The 16,526-nt window shown below is 54.3% G+C and carries 15 protein-coding genes; 5 read left to right on the top strand and 10 right to left on the bottom strand.

Going from position 1 to position 16,526, the window contains the following annotated elements; translation table 11 throughout:
• The first annotated feature begins 10 nt into the window (after positions 1-10).
• A complete protein-coding gene (locus C7120_RS02050; protein ID WP_107620174.1) occupies positions 11-1,087 on the top strand; it encodes a phosphoglyceromutase in 1,077 nt (358 codons plus the stop codon).
• A 9-nt stretch (positions 1,088-1,096) separates the two neighbouring features.
• Entirely contained in the window at positions 1,097-2,014 is a 918-nt protein-coding gene (locus tag C7120_RS02045) for a FimB/Mfa2 family fimbrial subunit (protein ID WP_107620173.1), read from the top strand.
• 331 nt (positions 2,015-2,345) lie between these two features.
• Here the strand turns inward: C7120_RS02045 and recA are convergent, their stop codons facing one another.
• From recA to C7120_RS02025, 3 genes are read right to left on the bottom strand one after another with little or no spacing between them, the layout of a single operon-like run.
• Positions 2,346-3,380: a recombinase RecA gene (recA, locus tag C7120_RS02035; protein WP_107620171.1), complete on the bottom strand. Its 1,035-nt coding sequence runs from the start codon at positions 3,378-3,380 to the stop codon at positions 2,346-2,348.
• 24 nt (positions 3,381-3,404) lie between these two features.
• A complete protein-coding gene (locus C7120_RS02030; protein ID WP_107620170.1) occupies positions 3,405-4,643 on the bottom strand; it encodes a saccharopine dehydrogenase family protein in 1,239 nt (412 codons plus the stop codon).
• The gene (locus C7120_RS02025; RefSeq protein ID WP_107620169.1) at positions 4,636-5,259 is read right to left on the bottom strand and encodes a DUF6621 family protein; all 624 of its coding nucleotides are present in this window, start codon (positions 5,257-5,259) and stop codon (positions 4,636-4,638) included. Before C7120_RS02025 ends, C7120_RS02030 begins: the two co-directional genes overlap by 8 nt.
• Before the next feature lie 111 nt (positions 5,260-5,370).
• Between C7120_RS02025 and nhaD the strand changes: the two genes are divergently transcribed.
• Entirely contained in the window at positions 5,371-6,732 is a 1,362-nt protein-coding gene (gene nhaD, locus C7120_RS02020) for a sodium:proton antiporter NhaD (RefSeq protein WP_107620168.1), read from the top strand.
• A 49-nt stretch (positions 6,733-6,781) separates the two neighbouring features.
• On the opposite strand, the gene C7120_RS02015 is transcribed toward nhaD, so the two are convergent.
• Both C7120_RS02015 and C7120_RS02010 read right to left on the bottom strand, forming a co-directional pair.
• Positions 6,782-7,603, bottom strand: coding sequence for a hypothetical protein (locus tag C7120_RS02015; protein WP_107620167.1), 822 nt, complete (start codon positions 7,601-7,603; stop codon positions 6,782-6,784).
• Positions 7,604-7,605: 2 nt separating this feature from the next.
• On the bottom strand, positions 7,606-8,175 hold the full coding sequence (locus C7120_RS02010; RefSeq protein WP_107620166.1) for a GNAT family N-acetyltransferase: 570 nt from the start codon (positions 8,173-8,175) through the stop codon (positions 7,606-7,608).
• 361 nt (positions 8,176-8,536) lie between these two features.
• Here C7120_RS02010 and C7120_RS02005 point away from each other — a divergent pair, with 361 nt between their 5' ends.
• On the top strand, positions 8,537-9,358 hold the full coding sequence (locus C7120_RS02005) for an AAA family ATPase (RefSeq protein WP_107620165.1): 822 nt from the start codon (positions 8,537-8,539) through the stop codon (positions 9,356-9,358).
• Complete coding sequence (locus tag C7120_RS02000) at positions 9,355-10,371, top strand: DUF4435 domain-containing protein (RefSeq protein ID WP_107620164.1); 1,017 nt, start codon at positions 9,355-9,357, stop codon at positions 10,369-10,371. Before C7120_RS02005 ends, C7120_RS02000 begins: the two co-directional genes overlap by 4 nt.
• A 68-nt stretch (positions 10,372-10,439) precedes the next feature.
• On the opposite strand, the gene C7120_RS13870 is transcribed toward C7120_RS02000, so the two are convergent.
• The 5 genes from C7120_RS13870 to dxs form a co-directional block, all read right to left on the bottom strand.
• Entirely contained in the window at positions 10,440-10,613 is a 174-nt protein-coding gene (locus C7120_RS13870; RefSeq protein WP_158267339.1) for a hypothetical protein, read from the bottom strand.
• A gap of 81 nt (positions 10,614-10,694) precedes the next feature.
• Complete coding sequence (locus C7120_RS01995) at positions 10,695-11,657, bottom strand: type I phosphomannose isomerase catalytic subunit (RefSeq protein WP_107620163.1); 963 nt, start codon at positions 11,655-11,657, stop codon at positions 10,695-10,697.
• Positions 11,658-11,677: 20 nt separating this feature from the next.
• A complete protein-coding gene (locus C7120_RS01990; protein WP_107620162.1) occupies positions 11,678-13,135 on the bottom strand; it encodes a TrkH family potassium uptake protein in 1,458 nt (485 codons plus the stop codon).
• Positions 13,132-14,475 (bottom strand): Trk system potassium transporter TrkA, encoded by a 1,344-nt coding sequence (gene trkA, locus C7120_RS01985; RefSeq protein ID WP_107620161.1) that lies wholly within the window; start codon positions 14,473-14,475, stop codon positions 13,132-13,134. The genes C7120_RS01990 and trkA overlap by 4 nt, the downstream gene beginning before the upstream one ends.
• Before the next feature lie 35 nt (positions 14,476-14,510).
• On the bottom strand, positions 14,511-16,403 hold the full coding sequence (gene dxs, locus C7120_RS01980; protein WP_107620160.1) for a 1-deoxy-D-xylulose-5-phosphate synthase: 1,893 nt from the start codon (positions 16,401-16,403) through the stop codon (positions 14,511-14,513).
• Positions 16,404-16,526: the final 123 nt, after the last annotated feature.

Here is a 16,526-nt window from a genome sequence, read left to right as displayed (position 1 = left end):
TTCATACGACATGAAAAAATACTTTTTAGCATTCCTGTTCATTGCCCTTTGCCTGCCTGGCATAGCTAAGCGCAAGGGCACGAACCAAGTTGTGGTGGTCATGGTCGACGGACTCCGTTGGCAAGAAATCTTCATGGGGGCCGACTCGGCATTGCTCAACAACAAGAAGTTCGTCTCGGATATCAAGTTGAACAACGAAAGGTTCTGGCGTGCGACCTCAGAGGAGCGGCGTGCGGCGCTGCTTCCTTTCGTCTGGAACTATGTGGCGGAGCACGGCATCATCTATGGTAACCGTACGAAGGAAAGCCGGATGAATGTAGCCAATGGCATGCACTTCTCCTATCCGGGATACAACGAGACCCTGGCGGGCTATCCCGACGACGCCCGCGTGTACAGCAACGACGCCTTCCCCAACCCGAATGTTACGGTTTTCGAGGCTGCCAACCGCGCTGCCTGGTATCATAACTCGGTGTATTGCTTTGGAACCTGGGATCGGTTTCACGAGATTTTCAACATGCAGCGTAGCGGAATTCCCGTGAATGCGGGGTGGGATGTGTCGAAGAACCCTGCGAAAACCCAGGCGGAAGAATACTACGACCTCATGGAACAGGAAATCCCACACCCCTGGGGAGATGTCCGCTATGACGCGTTCACCTATCGCTATGCCTTGGAGTGCATGAAAACCGTACATCCCCGGCTCATTTTCGTGGGATTCGGAGAAACTGACAATTTTGCCCACGAGGGCCGTTATGGCCGCTATCTGGACTCTGCCCAGCGTTTCGACTTCTTTCTCAAGGGTCTCTGGGACTACTGCCAGAGCGATCCTTTCTATCGCGACAAGACCACATTCGTCGTTACCGTCGACCATGGAAGGGGCTCTGAGAACTGGGAACATCACGGCGACAAGCTGCCGGGGTCGGATGAAACCTGGTTTATGGCCTTTGGCAATGGCGTAAAGCCTAAAGGAGAGGTCAGCGGCGGGGAACAGCTCTATAACAAACAGGTGGCTTTTACCATTGCGGAACTTCTTGATCTGGACTTTAAAAACACGGAGGGAAAGACCGAAAAGGCCATTCCTCTGAAATAAGACATTGGGATGATGAGAAAGGCTTCTATACTTTCCAGTCTGTTGCTGCTGGCGATTTTGTTGCCGGTGTCCTGCGAGAAGGTGAACCTTGAGGAACCGGAAGGTCGGCCGGAGGTGAAAGACGGCATCAAGGTGAGGTTCTCGATTACGGATCTCACGCGGATTTCGTTTGAGGGCGAGGATAAGGCACCGGAGGTGGAGAGTGGTCTCTCCGCTGCCTGCACACGAATCAGCTTTGTCATCTATCAGCCCGACGGCACAGTCTATGATGCCAAACATCAGCAGTCTGCGGACCCGGGATTCGGCACGCTGACGACCTCACTTCCTGCCGGAAATTACCGGATCATCGTGCTTGCGCATAGCGGACTGGGCATTCCCACATTTGAGTCGTGGGAGAGAGTAAAGTTCAAGGACAACAAAGTGTCGGATACTTTTTACTGTGTAAAGGACATTAAGGTTGCTGAGGGGGGCTCCTACGAGCTTGAACTCAAGCGGGCGGTGTCGAAGTTTCGCCTTGTCGTCGGCGATGCCATCCCCCGGAGTGTTACGAGAATGAAGTTCTACTACACGGGCGGGAGTTCTACCTTCGACCCTATCACGGGCTTCGGGTGTGTGAACTCACGGCAGACGGAGTATCGCGAGGTGCCCGCCGATATGCACGGTGCGGGCAGCCAGTTCGAGGTTTTCACCTTCCCTCACGCCGTGGAGGACAAGCTCAAGATTACGGTGACGGCCCTCAATGCCAACAATGAGACCGTTGTGGAGCATGTCTTCACGGCGGTCCCCATCAAGTGCAATGTCATCACGCAGTATAGCGGCAACTTCTTCGGAGACACTCCGGGCGGTGGACAGGGAGGCGGAAACGGCGATGTAACCTTCACCCTCTCGTTCGACACCTCCTGGACCACTATTACCCACAGCTACTAATGGCTTCCGCTGCTGGCCGAAAGGCCGGCAGAAGTATTCTCGAAAACCGGCAGAAGGTGTATGCAGGGCGGTGGCCGGGAGGGCTCTTTGCCGTTTCCGGCAAACATACTTGTCATTCCCGGCATTCCTGATAGCCGTCCTAAGTTTGACAAAATCGGCGATTTTGTCCGACGATTTCGCCGATTTCGTCCATCAATTTCGCCGATTTTGTCAGGTTGCGGACGGCTTTTCGTCGGTTGGGTGGTGTTTCCTGCTGTGCCCGGACATCCTTTTCGTGCACAAAAAAGCCGTTAGCGGTTGATGCGCTAACGGCTTTCTTTTTATTTGAGGCTTATTCTTTCTTGTCTGCGAGAGCCTGTTTAATCTTTGCTTCGATTTCATCGCAGAGCTCCGGATTGTCTCGCAGGAGTTCCTTCGTGCCTTCGCGACCCTGGGCGAGTTTGGTCTCCCCATAAGAGAACCAGCTTCCGCTCTTCTTGACGATGTCGTTCTCAACGCCGAGGTCGACGATTTCTCCGAGGCGGTTGATTCCCTCTCCGAAGGTGATTTCAAACTCAGCCTTGCGGAAAGGAGGAGCCACCTTGTTCTTTACCACTTTTACCCGGACTTGGTTTCCGAGCACTTGGTCGCCGTCCTTGATGCTCGTAACGCGGCGGATATCTAGCCTGACGGAGGCATAGAACTTCAGGGCATTGCCGCCGGTAGTGGTCTCCGGACTGCCGAACATGACCCCGATCTTCTCGCGCAACTGGTTGATGAAGATGCAGGTGGTATTGGTCTTGGAGATGGTGGCTGTCAACTTGCGGAGCGCCTGGCTCATCAGGCGGGCCTGGAGCCCCACCTTGTTGTCGCCCATGTCTCCCTCTATTTCAGCCTTCGGGGTAAGAGCGGCCACGGAATCGATGACTACGATGTCGATGGCACTCGACCGGATGAGCTGGTCGGCAATCTCAAGAGCCTGCTCGCCATTATCCGGCTGCGCTATCCAGAGGTTGTCTACATCCACTCCGAGCTTGGCGGCATAGAAGCGGTCGAAGGCATGCTCGGCATCGATGAATGCCGCGATGCCGCCCAATTTCTGGGCTTCGGCGATGGCATGAATGGCAAGCGTGGTCTTACCGGACGACTCCGGACCATAGATTTCGATGATGCGACCCCGGGGATAACCGCCCACTCCGAGGGCTGCATCCAAGGCAAGACTGCCCGTGGGGATGACTTCTACATTCTCAACTTGCTCGTCGCCCATGCGCATGATGGAGCCTTTTCCGAAGTCTTTCTCTATCTTCGACATGGCGGCTTGAAGGGCTTTGAGCTTGCCCTCTTGGTTATTCTGCTGTGTGGCAGCGCTTTCTTCTTTCTTTGCCATTTATCTCTTTGCTTTTGATGTTTTCTATAATTCAATGTCTTCGTCAAACACCTCGTGCCAGGGCAGTCCCTGCTTGTTGAGCTGTTGCATGAAAGGATCGGGATCAAACTCCTCTACATTCCATACTCCGGGCTTCTTCCAGATGCCCTTGCAGAACATCATGGCTCCGATCATGGCCGGTACGCCGGTGGTATAGCTTACTCCCTGCATGCCGGTTTCCTTGTAAGCTTCCTGGTGTTTGCAGTTGTTATATATATAATAGGTATGTTCCTTGCCGTCTTTCAGTCCCCGGATGCGGCAGCCGATGCTGGTTTCGCCGTCGTAGTTCTCGCCCAGGTCTTGAGGGTTGGGCAGCACGGCCTTGAGGAATTGCAAAGGAACGATTTTCACCTTGACGCTCTTCGTGGGGTCTTCTGCCAGTAGGGCTTCGTAGGTTATCTCGTCAATGCGGCTCATGCCGAGGTTCTGGATGCAGTCGAGATAGTTCAGGTACTGCTGTCCGAAAGTCATCCAGAAGCGGCCGCGCTTGATGGTCGGGTAGTTCTTCACCAAGCTTTCAAGTTCCTCGTGGTGCATCAAGTAGCTTTCGCGGGGCCCGATGTTGGGGTAGGTGAGGGCCTTGTGTATTTCCAAGGGCTCGGTTTCAATCCACTTACCGTTGTCATAGTAGAGCCCTTTCTGCGTGATCTCGCGGATGTTTATTTCCGGATTGAAGTTCGTGGCGAAGGCTTTATGATGGTTTCCGGCATTGCAGTCCACGATGTCGAGATACTGTATCTCGTCGAAATGGTGCTTGGCAGCATAGGCGGTGAAGATGCCCGACACGCCCGGATCGAACCCGCAGCCGAGTATGGCGGTAAGTCCTGCCCGCTCAAACCTGTCTTTGTAAGCCCACTGCCATGAGTATTCGAAGTGCGCCTTGTCCTTAGGCTCGTAGTTGGCTGTGTCGAGATAGTTGCATCCACATGCCAGACAGGCGTCCATAATGGTAAGATCCTGATAAGGGAGGGCAAGGTTTAGCACGAGGTCTGGCTTGTATTCGGAGAACAAAGCCTTGAGTTGCTCCACATCGTCAGCGTCCACCTCGGCGGTTTTGATGTTCATCTTGTAGCCTTTGGCATGGATGTCGTCCACCAGTTTGTCGCATTTGGCTTTGCGGCGGGAGGCTATCGTGAACTCGGTAAACACATCCTGGTTCTGCACAATCTTGTATGCGGCCACTGTGGCAACGCCACCAGCACCAATCATCAGTATTCTACTCATATTTTTCTTGCGATTTGATTTCGTTTGATTTGATTCCCAAGGCACTCATCAGGGAGTATCCCAGCAGTTCCTGACGAAACTTTCCGCCCGGCAGGGGCTGCATGGTGAAGATGGTAATGTGCTTCTCCTCGTCGTCATGAGAATGCAGCAATGAGCGAATCTCATGGTAGAGGTTGCCTTCTTCGGCGTTCGGAACTACCATGATACGCCTCACTTCTTCCTGTGCGAGCACGGCTTTGAGAGTCTCGAGCATGAACTCGTTTTTCCCGATAAGTTCTTCCACGGGATAGGAGGAGATGAGAAACTCACCCAGCCGGGCGTCTCTGAAAGCCTGCCCATTCAGCTCCTTGTCGAACTCAGAGGGGGAAAAATTCTCCATTCCGGCGCGCTTTTTCTCGTGAATCAGTACCAGCAAGGTCTGATGGCTGCCTTCTCGAAGTCCTCCGTCGAGGGCTGTGCAGACTGCCCACTGGCTCATGTCGGCCCGGGGAATCTTGCGGCCGATCATTCTTTCAAAGTTCACGATGAGATCAAAAGCTACCCGATCCACATAGTCGGCATCAGCGATGATGACATTTTCAGTCCATTTGGAGGGGATTGTCCCTTGTGAGTTCATATTGCAAAGATACAAAATTAATTTATATTTTACAGGAAAGATGACATAAATTTTGAGATTTTTGCTAACTTTGCAGACACAAATAAGAATCAACCAAACAACTATAAATCTATGAGTTCTTTAACTATCGCAATTGTAGTGGTATTCGTGTTAGGCTATCTTTTCATCGCATTGGAGAGCGTTACGAAGGTGAACAAGGCGGCCGTGGCCCTTTTGATGTTTGTTTTCTGCTGGACTTTGTTCATGCTCAACCCGTCAAGTTACATCACGGGATTCAGCGGTCAGGAGTTGCTTAACCAGGTTTCGGCGATCATAGAGCATCATTTGGGGAGCACATCGACCACCCTTTTCTTCCTGATGGGTGCCATGACGATCGTTGAGATAGTAGATCAGAACGGCGGATTCAACTGGGTTCGCGATGTGATGAAGACCAAGAGCAAGCGCAGCCTGCTGTGGAGGATAGCGTGCTTGACATTCATTCTCAGCGCCATTCTCGACAACCTCACCACCAGTATCGTGATGATCATGATTCTGCGCAAGCTTGTCCACGAGCATAAAGACCGCATCATCTATGCCTCGCTGGTGATTATCGCAGCCAATTCGGGCGGTGCCTTTTCTCCTATCGGCGATGTTACCACCATCATGCTGTGGAACAAGGGCGTGATAACGGCAGCCGGCGTCATTTCCGAAATCCTCATTCCCTCCGTCGTTTCGATGGTGGTTCCGGCTTTCGTGCTTCAGTTTATGCTCAAGGGAGAGCTTGAGACGGGCGAGGAGCTGCACCTGAAATCAGACTATGAGGTGCTTGATTTCACGAGCAAGCAGCGCAAGGCGATATTCTTTCTGGGCGTAGGCGGACTGATGTTCGTGCCCGTCTTCAAGAGCATCACCCACCTGCCTCCGTTCGTGGGAATACTGTTGGTGCTTGGGGTGCTATGGACGGTTACGGAAGTGTTCTATCGCCGATTGCGCCGGGGGACGGAGCGAGAGGGCACGCAAAGGCGTGTAACCAACCTGCTTCGTCGCATCGACATGGCCACGATACTCTTCTTCCTCGGCATCCTGATGGCCGTGGCCTGTCTTGAGGAGGTCGGCGTGCTGACCGCTTTGGGACAAGGACTCAACGAGACATTCAACGGCAACCACTATGCTGTTACCGGTATCATCGGCGTCTTGTCGAGTATTGTCGACAATGTGCCCCTTGTGGCCGGTTGCATGGGCATGTATCCCGTGGCCGAAATGGGAGAGATGGCCGTCGACGGAATCTTCTGGCAGCTCTTGGCTTACTGTGCCGGCGTGGGAGGCTCGATACTGATTATCGGGTCGGCAGCGGGTGTTGTGGTTATGGGACTTGAGAAAATCACCTTCGGATGGTATATGAAGCACATCAGTTGGATAGCCTTCTTGGGTTATGTAGCTGGCATTTTGAGCTATTGGGTTATACGCACCTACCTCATTGTAACGCCTCTCTAGATCCCCAAAGGGAATATTAGAATTATGGGGAAAGGACTTCGGACGAATGCTACCGAGGTCCTTTCCCTTTTCTTTGCAGATAGTCGTCCTTTCCTGGGAAGGTCGTTGAGCCGATGGCTCCTGCCCCGTATCCGAATACCGTGTAGTGATCGTAGGGCACGAGGGCCTCGTCGTCCATGGCCGACTGCCACTGCTGGGTGGACAGAGGATGGTCGTAAAGGCGGAAGAAGTACATGCCTAATCCCACTCGGCGAAACCCGATGGTGATGCCGGGAGCATCCTGTTGCAGCTCAACGGAGATACATCCGAGGTCGGATAACCGCTTTCGCAGGCTGTTCAGCTCGTCGGTTGTGAGTCCCACCACGGCTTGCAGAGAATCTTTCTGATGGTCGGCATCCCAGTTGGAGGAGCCGATGGAGTCGTTATGAGCCTTCACATGGAAGATGGAGATATGTTTCCCATCGAACTCCAGATGGATGTAGGCTCCCGTGTCGAGTGCCTCGCGTGCATAGTCTTCTAGCTCCCGCAAACCCTGCTTGGTGCGTTCGTAGTGCTCGGCCATGATGTCGGCAGAGCAGTCTTGCTGTGGCGATTTATACAAGAAGTAGGCAGCAAGGAAGAGAAGGTTGAAGATTCCCAGTCCGAGCAATATTTTGTGATGCCGCGTCTTGAGGCTCATCGACAGTCCAAAGGTGATGACGGCTCCGACCCCTAGCGGTATCCATATCCAGAAGAAGAGCCCCGTGATGAGCATGGCGATGAAGTCGTCCTTCCACCAAATTCCTATGAGGAGCGTTATACCTAGCATGCAGAGGTAGCCGAGTGTAGGTATGATACCGCTCAGGCATCCTTTTCTCTCTTCGTTTTGCATCTTCAAAGTTTGATTTGCAGGTGTCGCATGGGGTGTCCGCCCCATGAGGCATCGTTCTGATAAATAAATCCTATGCGCTGATAGAGGGCTTCCGCCTTCGGGTTTCCTTGATCCACGAGCAGCCCCACGGCCTCAGCGCCCCTCTTGCGAGCCTTCTCCACGGTGGCCTTGAGCAGTTGGGTGGCGATGCTCCGGTGGCGAAAGGCCTCGCTGACAGCCAGGCTGTCGATGTAGAACTCTCCCTCTTGGGTCTCGTCGTCCATGTCAGAGAAGTCGCGATCGAAGGCTTCCAAGGCTCCTGCCACGAATGCCTTGCGCAATCGGTGGAGGTCTCTGCCGTCGTAGGCCACGCAGATGCCAATCACCTTCTGCCGTTCGTTGACGGCCACGAGGGTGTTGCGGTAGCTGTATTGGCTGTCGTCCCGTTCCACCAGTCGTGTCATCAGGTCCTCAAAATCCTGCAGGGTATGCCGCTCGCCGGCAAAGTATTGGCAACACTCATGGTTCATCGCCTCCATGATGAGGCGGGCTATGTCGCGGGCTTGTGTGGCTCGTGCGTTTTCTATGTCCATCTTCCGGTATTTGTTTTTGCGTGTGTAAAGTTACGCAATAAATTCGTAATACGCAAGGGCTTGCGGCAGCTGATGCTCACGGCATTGGCATTCTGTGGGACAATCTCGGCGAAATCGTCCGACGAAATCGCCGAGATTGTGCGACGAAATCGCCGATTTTGTCAGCCTTCTGACCGCTTCCTGAAAGCAGGAAAGGCAGACACTTCTCGCCTTGCGGTCGTTTCCCCGTGGCTGGGTCGCCGTTCTCTTTGTCGCCAGGGTTGGCATGTTTGGATCGGCGAAATCGCAATTTCGGGACGGAAAGTGTGCGAGTGTCGGAAAAAATCATTATATTTGCGATAGATTAAATCGGTATATCATCATGCAGAAATACGCAGATTACATTGAGCAAATTGAGATAGAGTCGCTCTGGAGCGGGGTGAAGCACATCGTATGGGACCTTGACCGCAGGGTAAACATCCTCAGCGGGGTGAACGGAGTGGGCAAGAGCACCATCCTGAACAAGGTGGTGAAGGGGCTTTCTGCCGGTGGCGAGTTTCCCAGCCACATGATCAAGGGTGTGCGGCTGAAGGTCAGTCCTGCGGACGCGAAGTGGATCCGCTACGACATCATACGCTCTTTCGACCGTCCGCTGATAAATTCCGACATGGTAACGAAGATGGACTTGAGCCTTGCCACGGAGCTCGACTGGCAGCTTTTCCAACTTCAGCGAAAGTATCTGGACTATCAGGTGAACATCGGAAACCGTATCATCCAGACGCTGCAGGCCGGTGGAGCCGAAGCGGCTGCCGAGGCGCAGCGCATCAGTGAGCCGAAGAAGAAGTTTCAGGACATTATAGACAAGCTCTTTGCCGATACGGGGAAAAAGATCGTGCGCAGTGAAAACGAAATCCGTTTCTCGCAAATCGGAGAGACGCTCGTGCCCTATCAGCTCTCCAGCGGTGAGAAGCAGATTCTGGCCATACTGCTCACGGTGCTCGTGGAAGACAGCCAGAACTATGTGCTCTTTATGGATGAGCCCGAGGTGAGCCTGCACATCGACTGGCAGCAGCAGCTCATTGAGCTCATCCTGGAACTCAATCCCAACATACAGATCATCCTTACCACCCATAGCCCGGCCGTCATCATGAACGGCTGGATGGACAAGGTAACCGAGGTATCGGATATTACGGTGGAACCATGAGCAAGCGGTTGAGGGAGGGGTTGTCGTCGCAATACTTCGAGGCGGCCAACAGGCTGAGCTCAAAGAATGCCCGCCACAGGATCATTGCCTATGTGGAGAGCTACGACGATGTGTTTTTCTGGCGTACGGTCTTGGATAAGTTCGAGACCGACGAATTGTATTTCCAGATCATGCTGCCCACCCGCAGCAGGCGCCTGGAGCGTGGCAAGAAAGCCGTATTGATGGAGTTTCTCGGAGGAAAGGTAGGGCGCGACATGATTGCCTGCGTCGATGCCGACTACGATTACCTCATTCAGGGAATCACGCCCACCTCGCGAAGTGTCCTTTCCAATCCCTATGTGTTCCATACCTACTCCTATGCCATCGAGAATCTGCAGTGTTTTGCGCCGTCGCTGCATGCTGTCTGCGTGGCGGTAACGCTCAACGACCACCGCATCTTCGACTTCGAGGAATTCCTGCGTCAGTATTCGCAGGCCATTTATCCACTCTTCGTGTGGAATATCTGGTATTATCGCACCTCCAATTACGGGCGCTTCACGATTACGGATTTCCTCCGCGTCATTGAGACAGGCAACTTCAGGCTTCATCAGGCGGACGAAATCCTGCAGCGGCTGCGGCATAAGGTGGGACAGAAAATCAAGTGGCTGCAGCGCGAAAACCCCAATGCGCGACAGAGCTATCAGCAGGTGAAGGACGATTTGAGCAGGCTCGGCGTTACGGCTGACAACACCTATCTCTATATACAGGGCCATCACCTCTTCGACAAAGTGGTGGTGCCCATGCTTGAGAATGTCTGCGGCCGCCTCGTGAGAGAGCGTGAAGCGGAGATAGACAGGCAGAGCGTGCACACCACGCAGCGCTGCAACGAGCTGAGCTGCTACTCCAACAGTCTGGAGGATGTGGCTGCCATGCTCAGGAAAAACGCCGGAGGCATGGCCTCCGACCAGTTTCGGCAGATACAGCGGGATGTGGAGGCCTTCGTAAAGGCTATTTCAGCAGCCGCCGACTCTTGACGGAATAGCAGGTGATGTCGATGCCTTCCGTCTTTTTAGGGTCCGGCTCCAGCAGAAGTTGGTCGATGTCATCCCCGTTGTGTATGTCTATCGAGCCTGTCGCCCGCCAGTCGGGGTGTGCCGTTAGCCCCCAGCAGGCCGTAGATGTGGCCGGGAGAAAGTGTGAGGTTAAAGTCCTTGAACACGGTGTAATGCGACTTCCTGTAATGGAATGTCAAGTCTTTGATTTCCAGGTTTACCATGTCTTTCCGTTTAGATGGAGGCGTGTTTTTGAACGAACTGCCGCTCCGCCCCTTTAGGGAAGGGAGCGGCAGCACCTTATATTATACATAGGTCTCGAGGAACTTGATGCAGCCTTCCACCTTGACGGTACGCGTCGTGGCAGGCAGGAGCAGCGTCTCTCCCTCATTGAGCGTGGTCTCGTTGCCCTCGTTGTCGGTGATTCGGCCCTCGCCTTTCATGCCGATGAGGATGACGAAGCTGTCGAGCTCGCTGTAGTCGATGGTCATCGGCTCGTCGAGATCATAGACCGAGGTGGTGAAGTAGGGACATTGTACGAGAGCTACGCCTTGGTTCTTGACGGGAAGATACTCCGTGCGGTAGTCTTTCTCCACCTTGTAGTTGATGCACTCGGCTGCCTCCTTGGTGTGCAGCTGGCGGTAGTTGCCGTCCTTGTCCTTGCGTTTGTAGTCGTAGATGCGGTAGGTTACATCGCTCGTCTGCTGTATCTCGGCGAGAAAGCAGCCTGTGCCGATGGCGTGGATGCGCCCTGCCGGGAGGAAGAATACATCCCCTTCCTTGACCTTATACTGGGCGAGAGCGTCGCAGATGGTGTCGTTTTCCACCATGGTCTTGTACTGTTCGGGGGTGATTTGCTGCTTGAGCCCGCTGTAGAGCTTGGCATCCTTGTCGGAGTCCATGATGTACCACATCTCCGTCTTGCCGCGTTCCTTGCCCTGTTTGCGGGCTATCTCGTCGGTGGGATGCACCTGTATGGAGAGGTCGCTGCGGGCGTCGATGAACTTGATGAGCAGGGGAAACTCGTCGCCGAACCGCTTGTAGTTCTCTATACCGACAAGGTCGCCCTTCAATTCCCTCACCACCGAGTTGAGGTTTCGTCCCTCGTAGCGGCCGTTGCTGACGATGGTCTCGTTGTCCTTAACGCCTGAGATCTCCCAACTCTCTCCCACATTGTCGAGCTTTTCGTTGAGATGCTTGAAGGGGATGATCTTGTCTCCGCCCCAGATTGTCTGCTTCAGCAGAGCCTTGAATTTAATAGGTTCCATGTCGTATGTTGTTTGTGATTTTAATTCTTGTTCCAGAACTGTGGCGTGAAGATGACGAGCACGGTGAAGATTTCCAACCTTCCGATGAGCATCATGGCGGAGCACATCCACTTGGCGGCGGCAGGCAGCATGCTCCACGACATCGTCGGGCCTATCTCCAGACCGAGTGTGGGTCCCACATTACCGAGGCAACTCAGCGTAATCGTTATGGCATTGGTGTTGTCAATGCCCACGGCAATCATCGTAAACGAAATCACAAGGAACAGCGCAAGGTAGCTTGTCAGGTAGGCAAGTAGCGTTACTCGTTTCTGCTGGGAAACATTCGTGCCGTTGATCTTCATCGGCAACACGGCGTTGGGGTGCAGCATCTGTCGGAATTCGTTCTTTACGGTCTTCAGGAGCATCACCCCTCTCACGGCCTTGAGACCTCCGGCCGTGGACCCGGAGCAGCCGCCAAAGAACATGCAGGCGGCCAGGATCACCCAAGTTACATGAGGCCATCGGCCCGCGTCGTCGTTGAAGAGCCCGGTAGTGGTGATGAACGAGACCACTTGGAACACTCCGCTACGGAACGCATGTTCCATATCGTAGTCCTTGCGAATGATGAGTTCTGCCATGATAAAGGCTGTGAAGCCTGCTATGCACAAGAGATAGAACTTGAATTCGGGGTTTTTGAAGAGGCTTCCTATCTTCAGTTTGGTTACGGAGAAGTAGAGCAGCATGAAGTTAATGCCAGAGAGAAAGCAGAAAAGGGTGCAAATGTACTCCAATGCGGGCGAGTTGAAGAACTCCGTACTGCTGTTGTGAGTAGAGAAACCGCCCGTTGCCGTGCTTGTCATGGCATAGTTGATGCCGTCAAACCAGTCCATTCCGAAGAGTATATAGCTCCCTGCACACGCTATTGTAAGCACTAGATAGACCAACCAAATCCACTTTGCGCTGACAGAAAGACGTGGGTGCAGCTTCGACTTAATGGGACCTGTAGCTTCGGCGGCGAATACCTTTACCGATCCTCCCACCATCGAAGGGAGCAACGCGATGGTAAAGAAAACGATACCTAGGCCACCTATCCACTGGGTCAGCGACCGCCAGAAGAGCAATCCGTGAGGCAGGATCTCCACGTCGTCGAGGATCGTTGCCCCTGTGGTAGTGAACCCCGACATGGTCTCGAAGTAAGCATCCGTGAAGTCGGAGATATATCCGCTGATCAGGAAAGGCAGCGTCCCGAAGAGGCTGAAGATGATCCAAGAGAGTGTAACAACAAGATAAGCCTCCCTGCGCGACAGGTTGTTGTCGGCCTCCCTGCCCACCAGTCGGAGCATGAAACCGAAGAACACCGTTACCACGAGCGATATCGCAAACGCTAGAAAGTCGTCTTCCTCATAGAAGAAGGCCATCAGCGAGCAACAGAACAGCAGCAGGGCTTCGATGAACAGCAGCGAGCCGAGTACCTTGTAGATGATTTTCCAATTGATCATATAAATAGTTTCTCTACCCTCTTGATGTTAATGTCGCTGCAGAATACCATCACCGAGTCGCCGGCCTGTATCTGCGTGTTACCCGAAACGAGCATTCCCTCTCCGTTTCTCACCAGTCCACCGATGGTTACTCCTGGTGGCAAGCCGAGATCCTTTACCACTTTTCGGGTGATCTTGCAGCCTTCCTTGGGGATGAACTCTGCCACATCGGCATCGGCATTGGTAAGGAAAGTTACGTTCATGACGTCTGCATCAAGCATCATCTGATAGATCTTGCCCGCCGCGATGATGCGTTTGTTGATGATCGTACCGATATCTAGGCTCTCTGCCATGCTCATATAGTTGAGGTTATCGACCATGGCCACGGTCTTCCTCACCCCCATTCGCTTGGCTGTGAGGCATGCGAGGATGTTGGTCTCGGCATTACCGGTTAGGGCCACAAAGGCCTGCGTGTTCTTGATTCCTTCTTCGTTGAGTAGGCCGACATCGCGCCCGTCTCCGTTGATGACGAGCGTCTTGTCGCCTTCGAGCAGTTCGTTGAGCTGTTCGCAGCGCTCCAGGCTGAGTTCGATGATCTTCGCGTCCATGTATTCGGGCATCGTGTCCACCGTCCGCACGGTAGTGTTTCCGCCGCCCATAATCATCACATTCTTTACATCAACATAGTGTTCCTTGCCCGAAATCTTGCGAATATAGGGGATATATTGCTTTGTCGTCATGAAATAAGCCAAGTCATAGAGCTTCAGTTCATCGTTTCCACCGGGGATAATGGTCTCTCTGCCTCGCTTGATGGCCACCACATGATAGGGGTCTTCGGGGCCGCAGAGGTCCTTGAGGGGCTGATTCAGGATTTCGCAGGTCTCCCTGAGCTTGACGCCCAACATGATCAGGGCGCCGTCGTGGACATCCCAGCGCTGGCGGACCCACGACATCTTCAGGCCGTTGTTTATCTCCTTGGCGGCCAAGGCCTCAGGATAGATGAGCGAATCGACGCCCAATTTGGCGAAAAACTCCTGCATGCCGGTCTCCGAGAGCTCGTCGCTGTCGATTTTGGCCACCGTCTTCCTTGCGCCCAACGCCTTGGCTAAGATGCAGCAGTTGAGGTTGCGGCTCTGGTCGAGGGTTACCGCGATGAACAGGTCTGCGTCATCTACATTCGCGTTCTTGAGGGTTTTCACGCTGTTGGGAGCGGCCTCCATGGTGAGGAGGTCGTAGTCTGAGCCTATTCGCGCGAGGCGTTCCGGGTCTTCGTCTATCAGCGTGATATCTTCCTTGTTGCGTGAGAGGAGGCGTGCCAGATGGCGCCCGATGGCGTGCGCGCCCGCAATGACTATCTTCATATCTGATTTCCTTTTTTCCTTTTTGCTGTTTTGCGTTAGCCGATACCTTTCAAGGCTCTGACAATAGAGTCGGTGTCGATGCCCGCGATCTTGCGGAGCTCATCGACGGTTCCATGCTCCACGAACTTGTCAGGGAGGCCCATCCTCTCCATATGAGGAAGGTATCCATGGTCGGCCATCCACTCGAGGACGGCCGAGCCGAGGCCTCCGTTCCTCACGCCGTCCTCTATGGTGATGATGCGTGTGAACTTGCGGCCTACCTCTTCGAGGATTTCATTGTCAAGAGGTTTAAGGAATCGCATGTCGTAATGTGCCACGCTCAGTTCACCGGAGACCTGCGCGATGGCCTTCCCGACCTCGTTTCCTATGGGGCCGAGACTCAGGATGGCCACCTCGTCGCCCTCATGAATCTTGCGTCCCTTGCCCACGGGGATTTCTTCCAACGGGCAGTGCCAGTCGGTGAGCACGCCTCTGCCGCGGGGATACCTGATGACGAATGTGCCTTTTCCCGGCAGTTGGGCGGTATACATGAGCTTCCGGAGCTCGTGCTCGTTCATGGGCGAAGCAATGGTGAGGTTCGGGACCGGGCGCAGGAAGGCGAGATCGAAGGCACCGTGATGCGTAGGTCCGTCTTCTCCCACCAGTCCTGCCCTGTCCAGGCAGAGCACCACCGGCAGGCTCAGGATGGCCAGGTCGTGGATGATATTGTCGTAGGCACGCTGCGAGAAAGAACTGTAGATGTTGCAGAAAGGCTGCAGCCCGTCTTTCGCCATGCCTCCCGAGAAGGTTACGGCGTGCCCTTCGGCGATGCCCACATCGAAGGTGCGGCAAGGCATCTCCCGCATCATGATGTTCATGGAGCAGCCCGTGGGCATGGCGGGGGTTACCCCCACGATGTCCGGATTCTGCCTTGCGAGTTCCAGGAGGGTCTCTCCGAACACATCCTGAAATCTTGGCGGCTCGTGCGAGCAATCCTTCACGATGCGCTCGCCGGTCTCCGCGTCGAACTTGCCCGGGGCATGCCACAGGGTGGCTTGCTTTTCGGCGGGCTCGTAGCCCTTGCCCTTGGTGGTGCGCAGGTGGAGCAGCCTGGGGCCTTTCATGTCCTTGAGCTGGTTCAGGAGGCGCACGATCTCCTTCACATCGTGCCCGTCGAACGGCCCGAAATAGCGGATGTTCATGCCCTCGAAGATGTTCTGCTGATGGCTCAGGGCCGACTTGATGGCGTTGTTGAGCCTTATGATGCCCTTGCGGCGCTCGTCGTTCAGATGGCCTTTGGCGTGCAGCCATCGCGAGGCCTTGAACCGCAGGCGGTTGTAGGTGGCGTTGGTGTCGAGGTTCAGGAGATACTGCTCCATGCCTCCCACGGCCCGGTCGATGCTCATGTCGTTGTCGTTGAGGATGATGAGCAGGTCGTTGTCGCTGTTGGAGACATTGTTCAGGCCCTCGAAGGCAAGGCCTCCGCTCATGGCTCCGTCGCCGATGACGGCCACGACATGCCGCTTTTCATGCCCTGTCTTCTTGGCGGCCACGGCCATGCCGAGGGCTGCCGAGATGGAGTTCGACGCGTGTCCGCAGGTGAAGGTGTCGTATTCGCTTTCTGCGGGCGTGGGAAACGGGCGCACGCCGTGCAGCCTGCGGTTGGTGCAGAACTGGTCTCTGCGTCCCGTCAATATCTTGTGGCCGTAGGCCTGATGCCCCACATCCCACACCAGCCGGTCGTAGGGCGTGTTGAAGACATAGTGCAATGCCACCGTAATCTCCACCACGCCGAGGCTCGACGCGAAGTGTCCGGGATTGATGGAAACCTCGTCGATGATGTCCTGACGAAGCTCCCTGCACACCTCCGGCAGGTCGTCGACGCTCAGTTTCCTTAGGTCCGCGGGGTATTTGATTTGACTCAGAAGTCCGAATTTTTGCTTGTCCACGCTATTAAAACATCTGATAACCTTGCAAAGATACTATTTTTTTAGAGATAAACAACCAAAAGACCTGTTTTTTCTGCTCGCAGGAGGGAGACTTCGGCCTGGCTCCGGGAGGGTGGAGCCGCC

Origin of the sequence: Prevotella sp. oral taxon 376 (genome assembly GCF_003043945.1) — a bacterium.
Classification (GTDB): domain Bacteria; phylum Bacteroidota; class Bacteroidia; order Bacteroidales; family Bacteroidaceae; genus Prevotella.
This window is presented reverse-complemented; position numbering and strand designations above follow the sequence as displayed.

Coding starts and splice junctions, on each gene's coding strand:
- C7120_RS02050 (WP_107620174.1), top strand. CDS start 11: ATGAAAAAATACTTTTTAGCATTCCTGTTCATTGCCCTTTGCCTGCCT.
- C7120_RS02045 (WP_107620173.1), top strand. CDS start 1,097: ATGATGAGAAAGGCTTCTATACTTTCCAGTCTGTTGCTGCTGGCGATT.
- recA (WP_107620171.1), bottom strand. CDS start 3,380: ATGGCAAAGAAAGAAGAAAGCGCTGCCACACAGCAGAATAACCAAGAG.
- C7120_RS02030 (WP_107620170.1), bottom strand. CDS start 4,643: ATGAGTAGAATACTGATGATTGGTGCTGGTGGCGTTGCCACAGTGGCC.
- C7120_RS02025 (WP_107620169.1), bottom strand. CDS start 5,259: ATGAACTCACAAGGGACAATCCCCTCCAAATGGACTGAAAATGTCATC.
- nhaD (WP_107620168.1), top strand. CDS start 5,371: ATGAGTTCTTTAACTATCGCAATTGTAGTGGTATTCGTGTTAGGCTAT.
- C7120_RS02015 (WP_107620167.1), bottom strand. CDS start 7,603: ATGCAAAACGAAGAGAGAAAAGGATGCCTGAGCGGTATCATACCTACA.
- C7120_RS02010 (WP_107620166.1), bottom strand. CDS start 8,175: ATGGACATAGAAAACGCACGAGCCACACAAGCCCGCGACATAGCCCGC.
- C7120_RS02005 (WP_107620165.1), top strand. CDS start 8,537: ATGCAGAAATACGCAGATTACATTGAGCAAATTGAGATAGAGTCGCTC.
- C7120_RS02000 (WP_107620164.1), top strand. CDS start 9,355: ATGAGCAAGCGGTTGAGGGAGGGGTTGTCGTCGCAATACTTCGAGGCG.
- C7120_RS13870 (WP_158267339.1), bottom strand. CDS start 10,613: ATGGTAAACCTGGAAATCAAAGACTTGACATTCCATTACAGGAAGTCG.
- C7120_RS01995 (WP_107620163.1), bottom strand. CDS start 11,657: ATGGAACCTATTAAATTCAAGGCTCTGCTGAAGCAGACAATCTGGGGC.
- C7120_RS01990 (WP_107620162.1), bottom strand. CDS start 13,135: ATGATCAATTGGAAAATCATCTACAAGGTACTCGGCTCGCTGCTGTTC.
- trkA (WP_107620161.1), bottom strand. CDS start 14,475: ATGAAGATAGTCATTGCGGGCGCGCACGCCATCGGGCGCCATCTGGCA.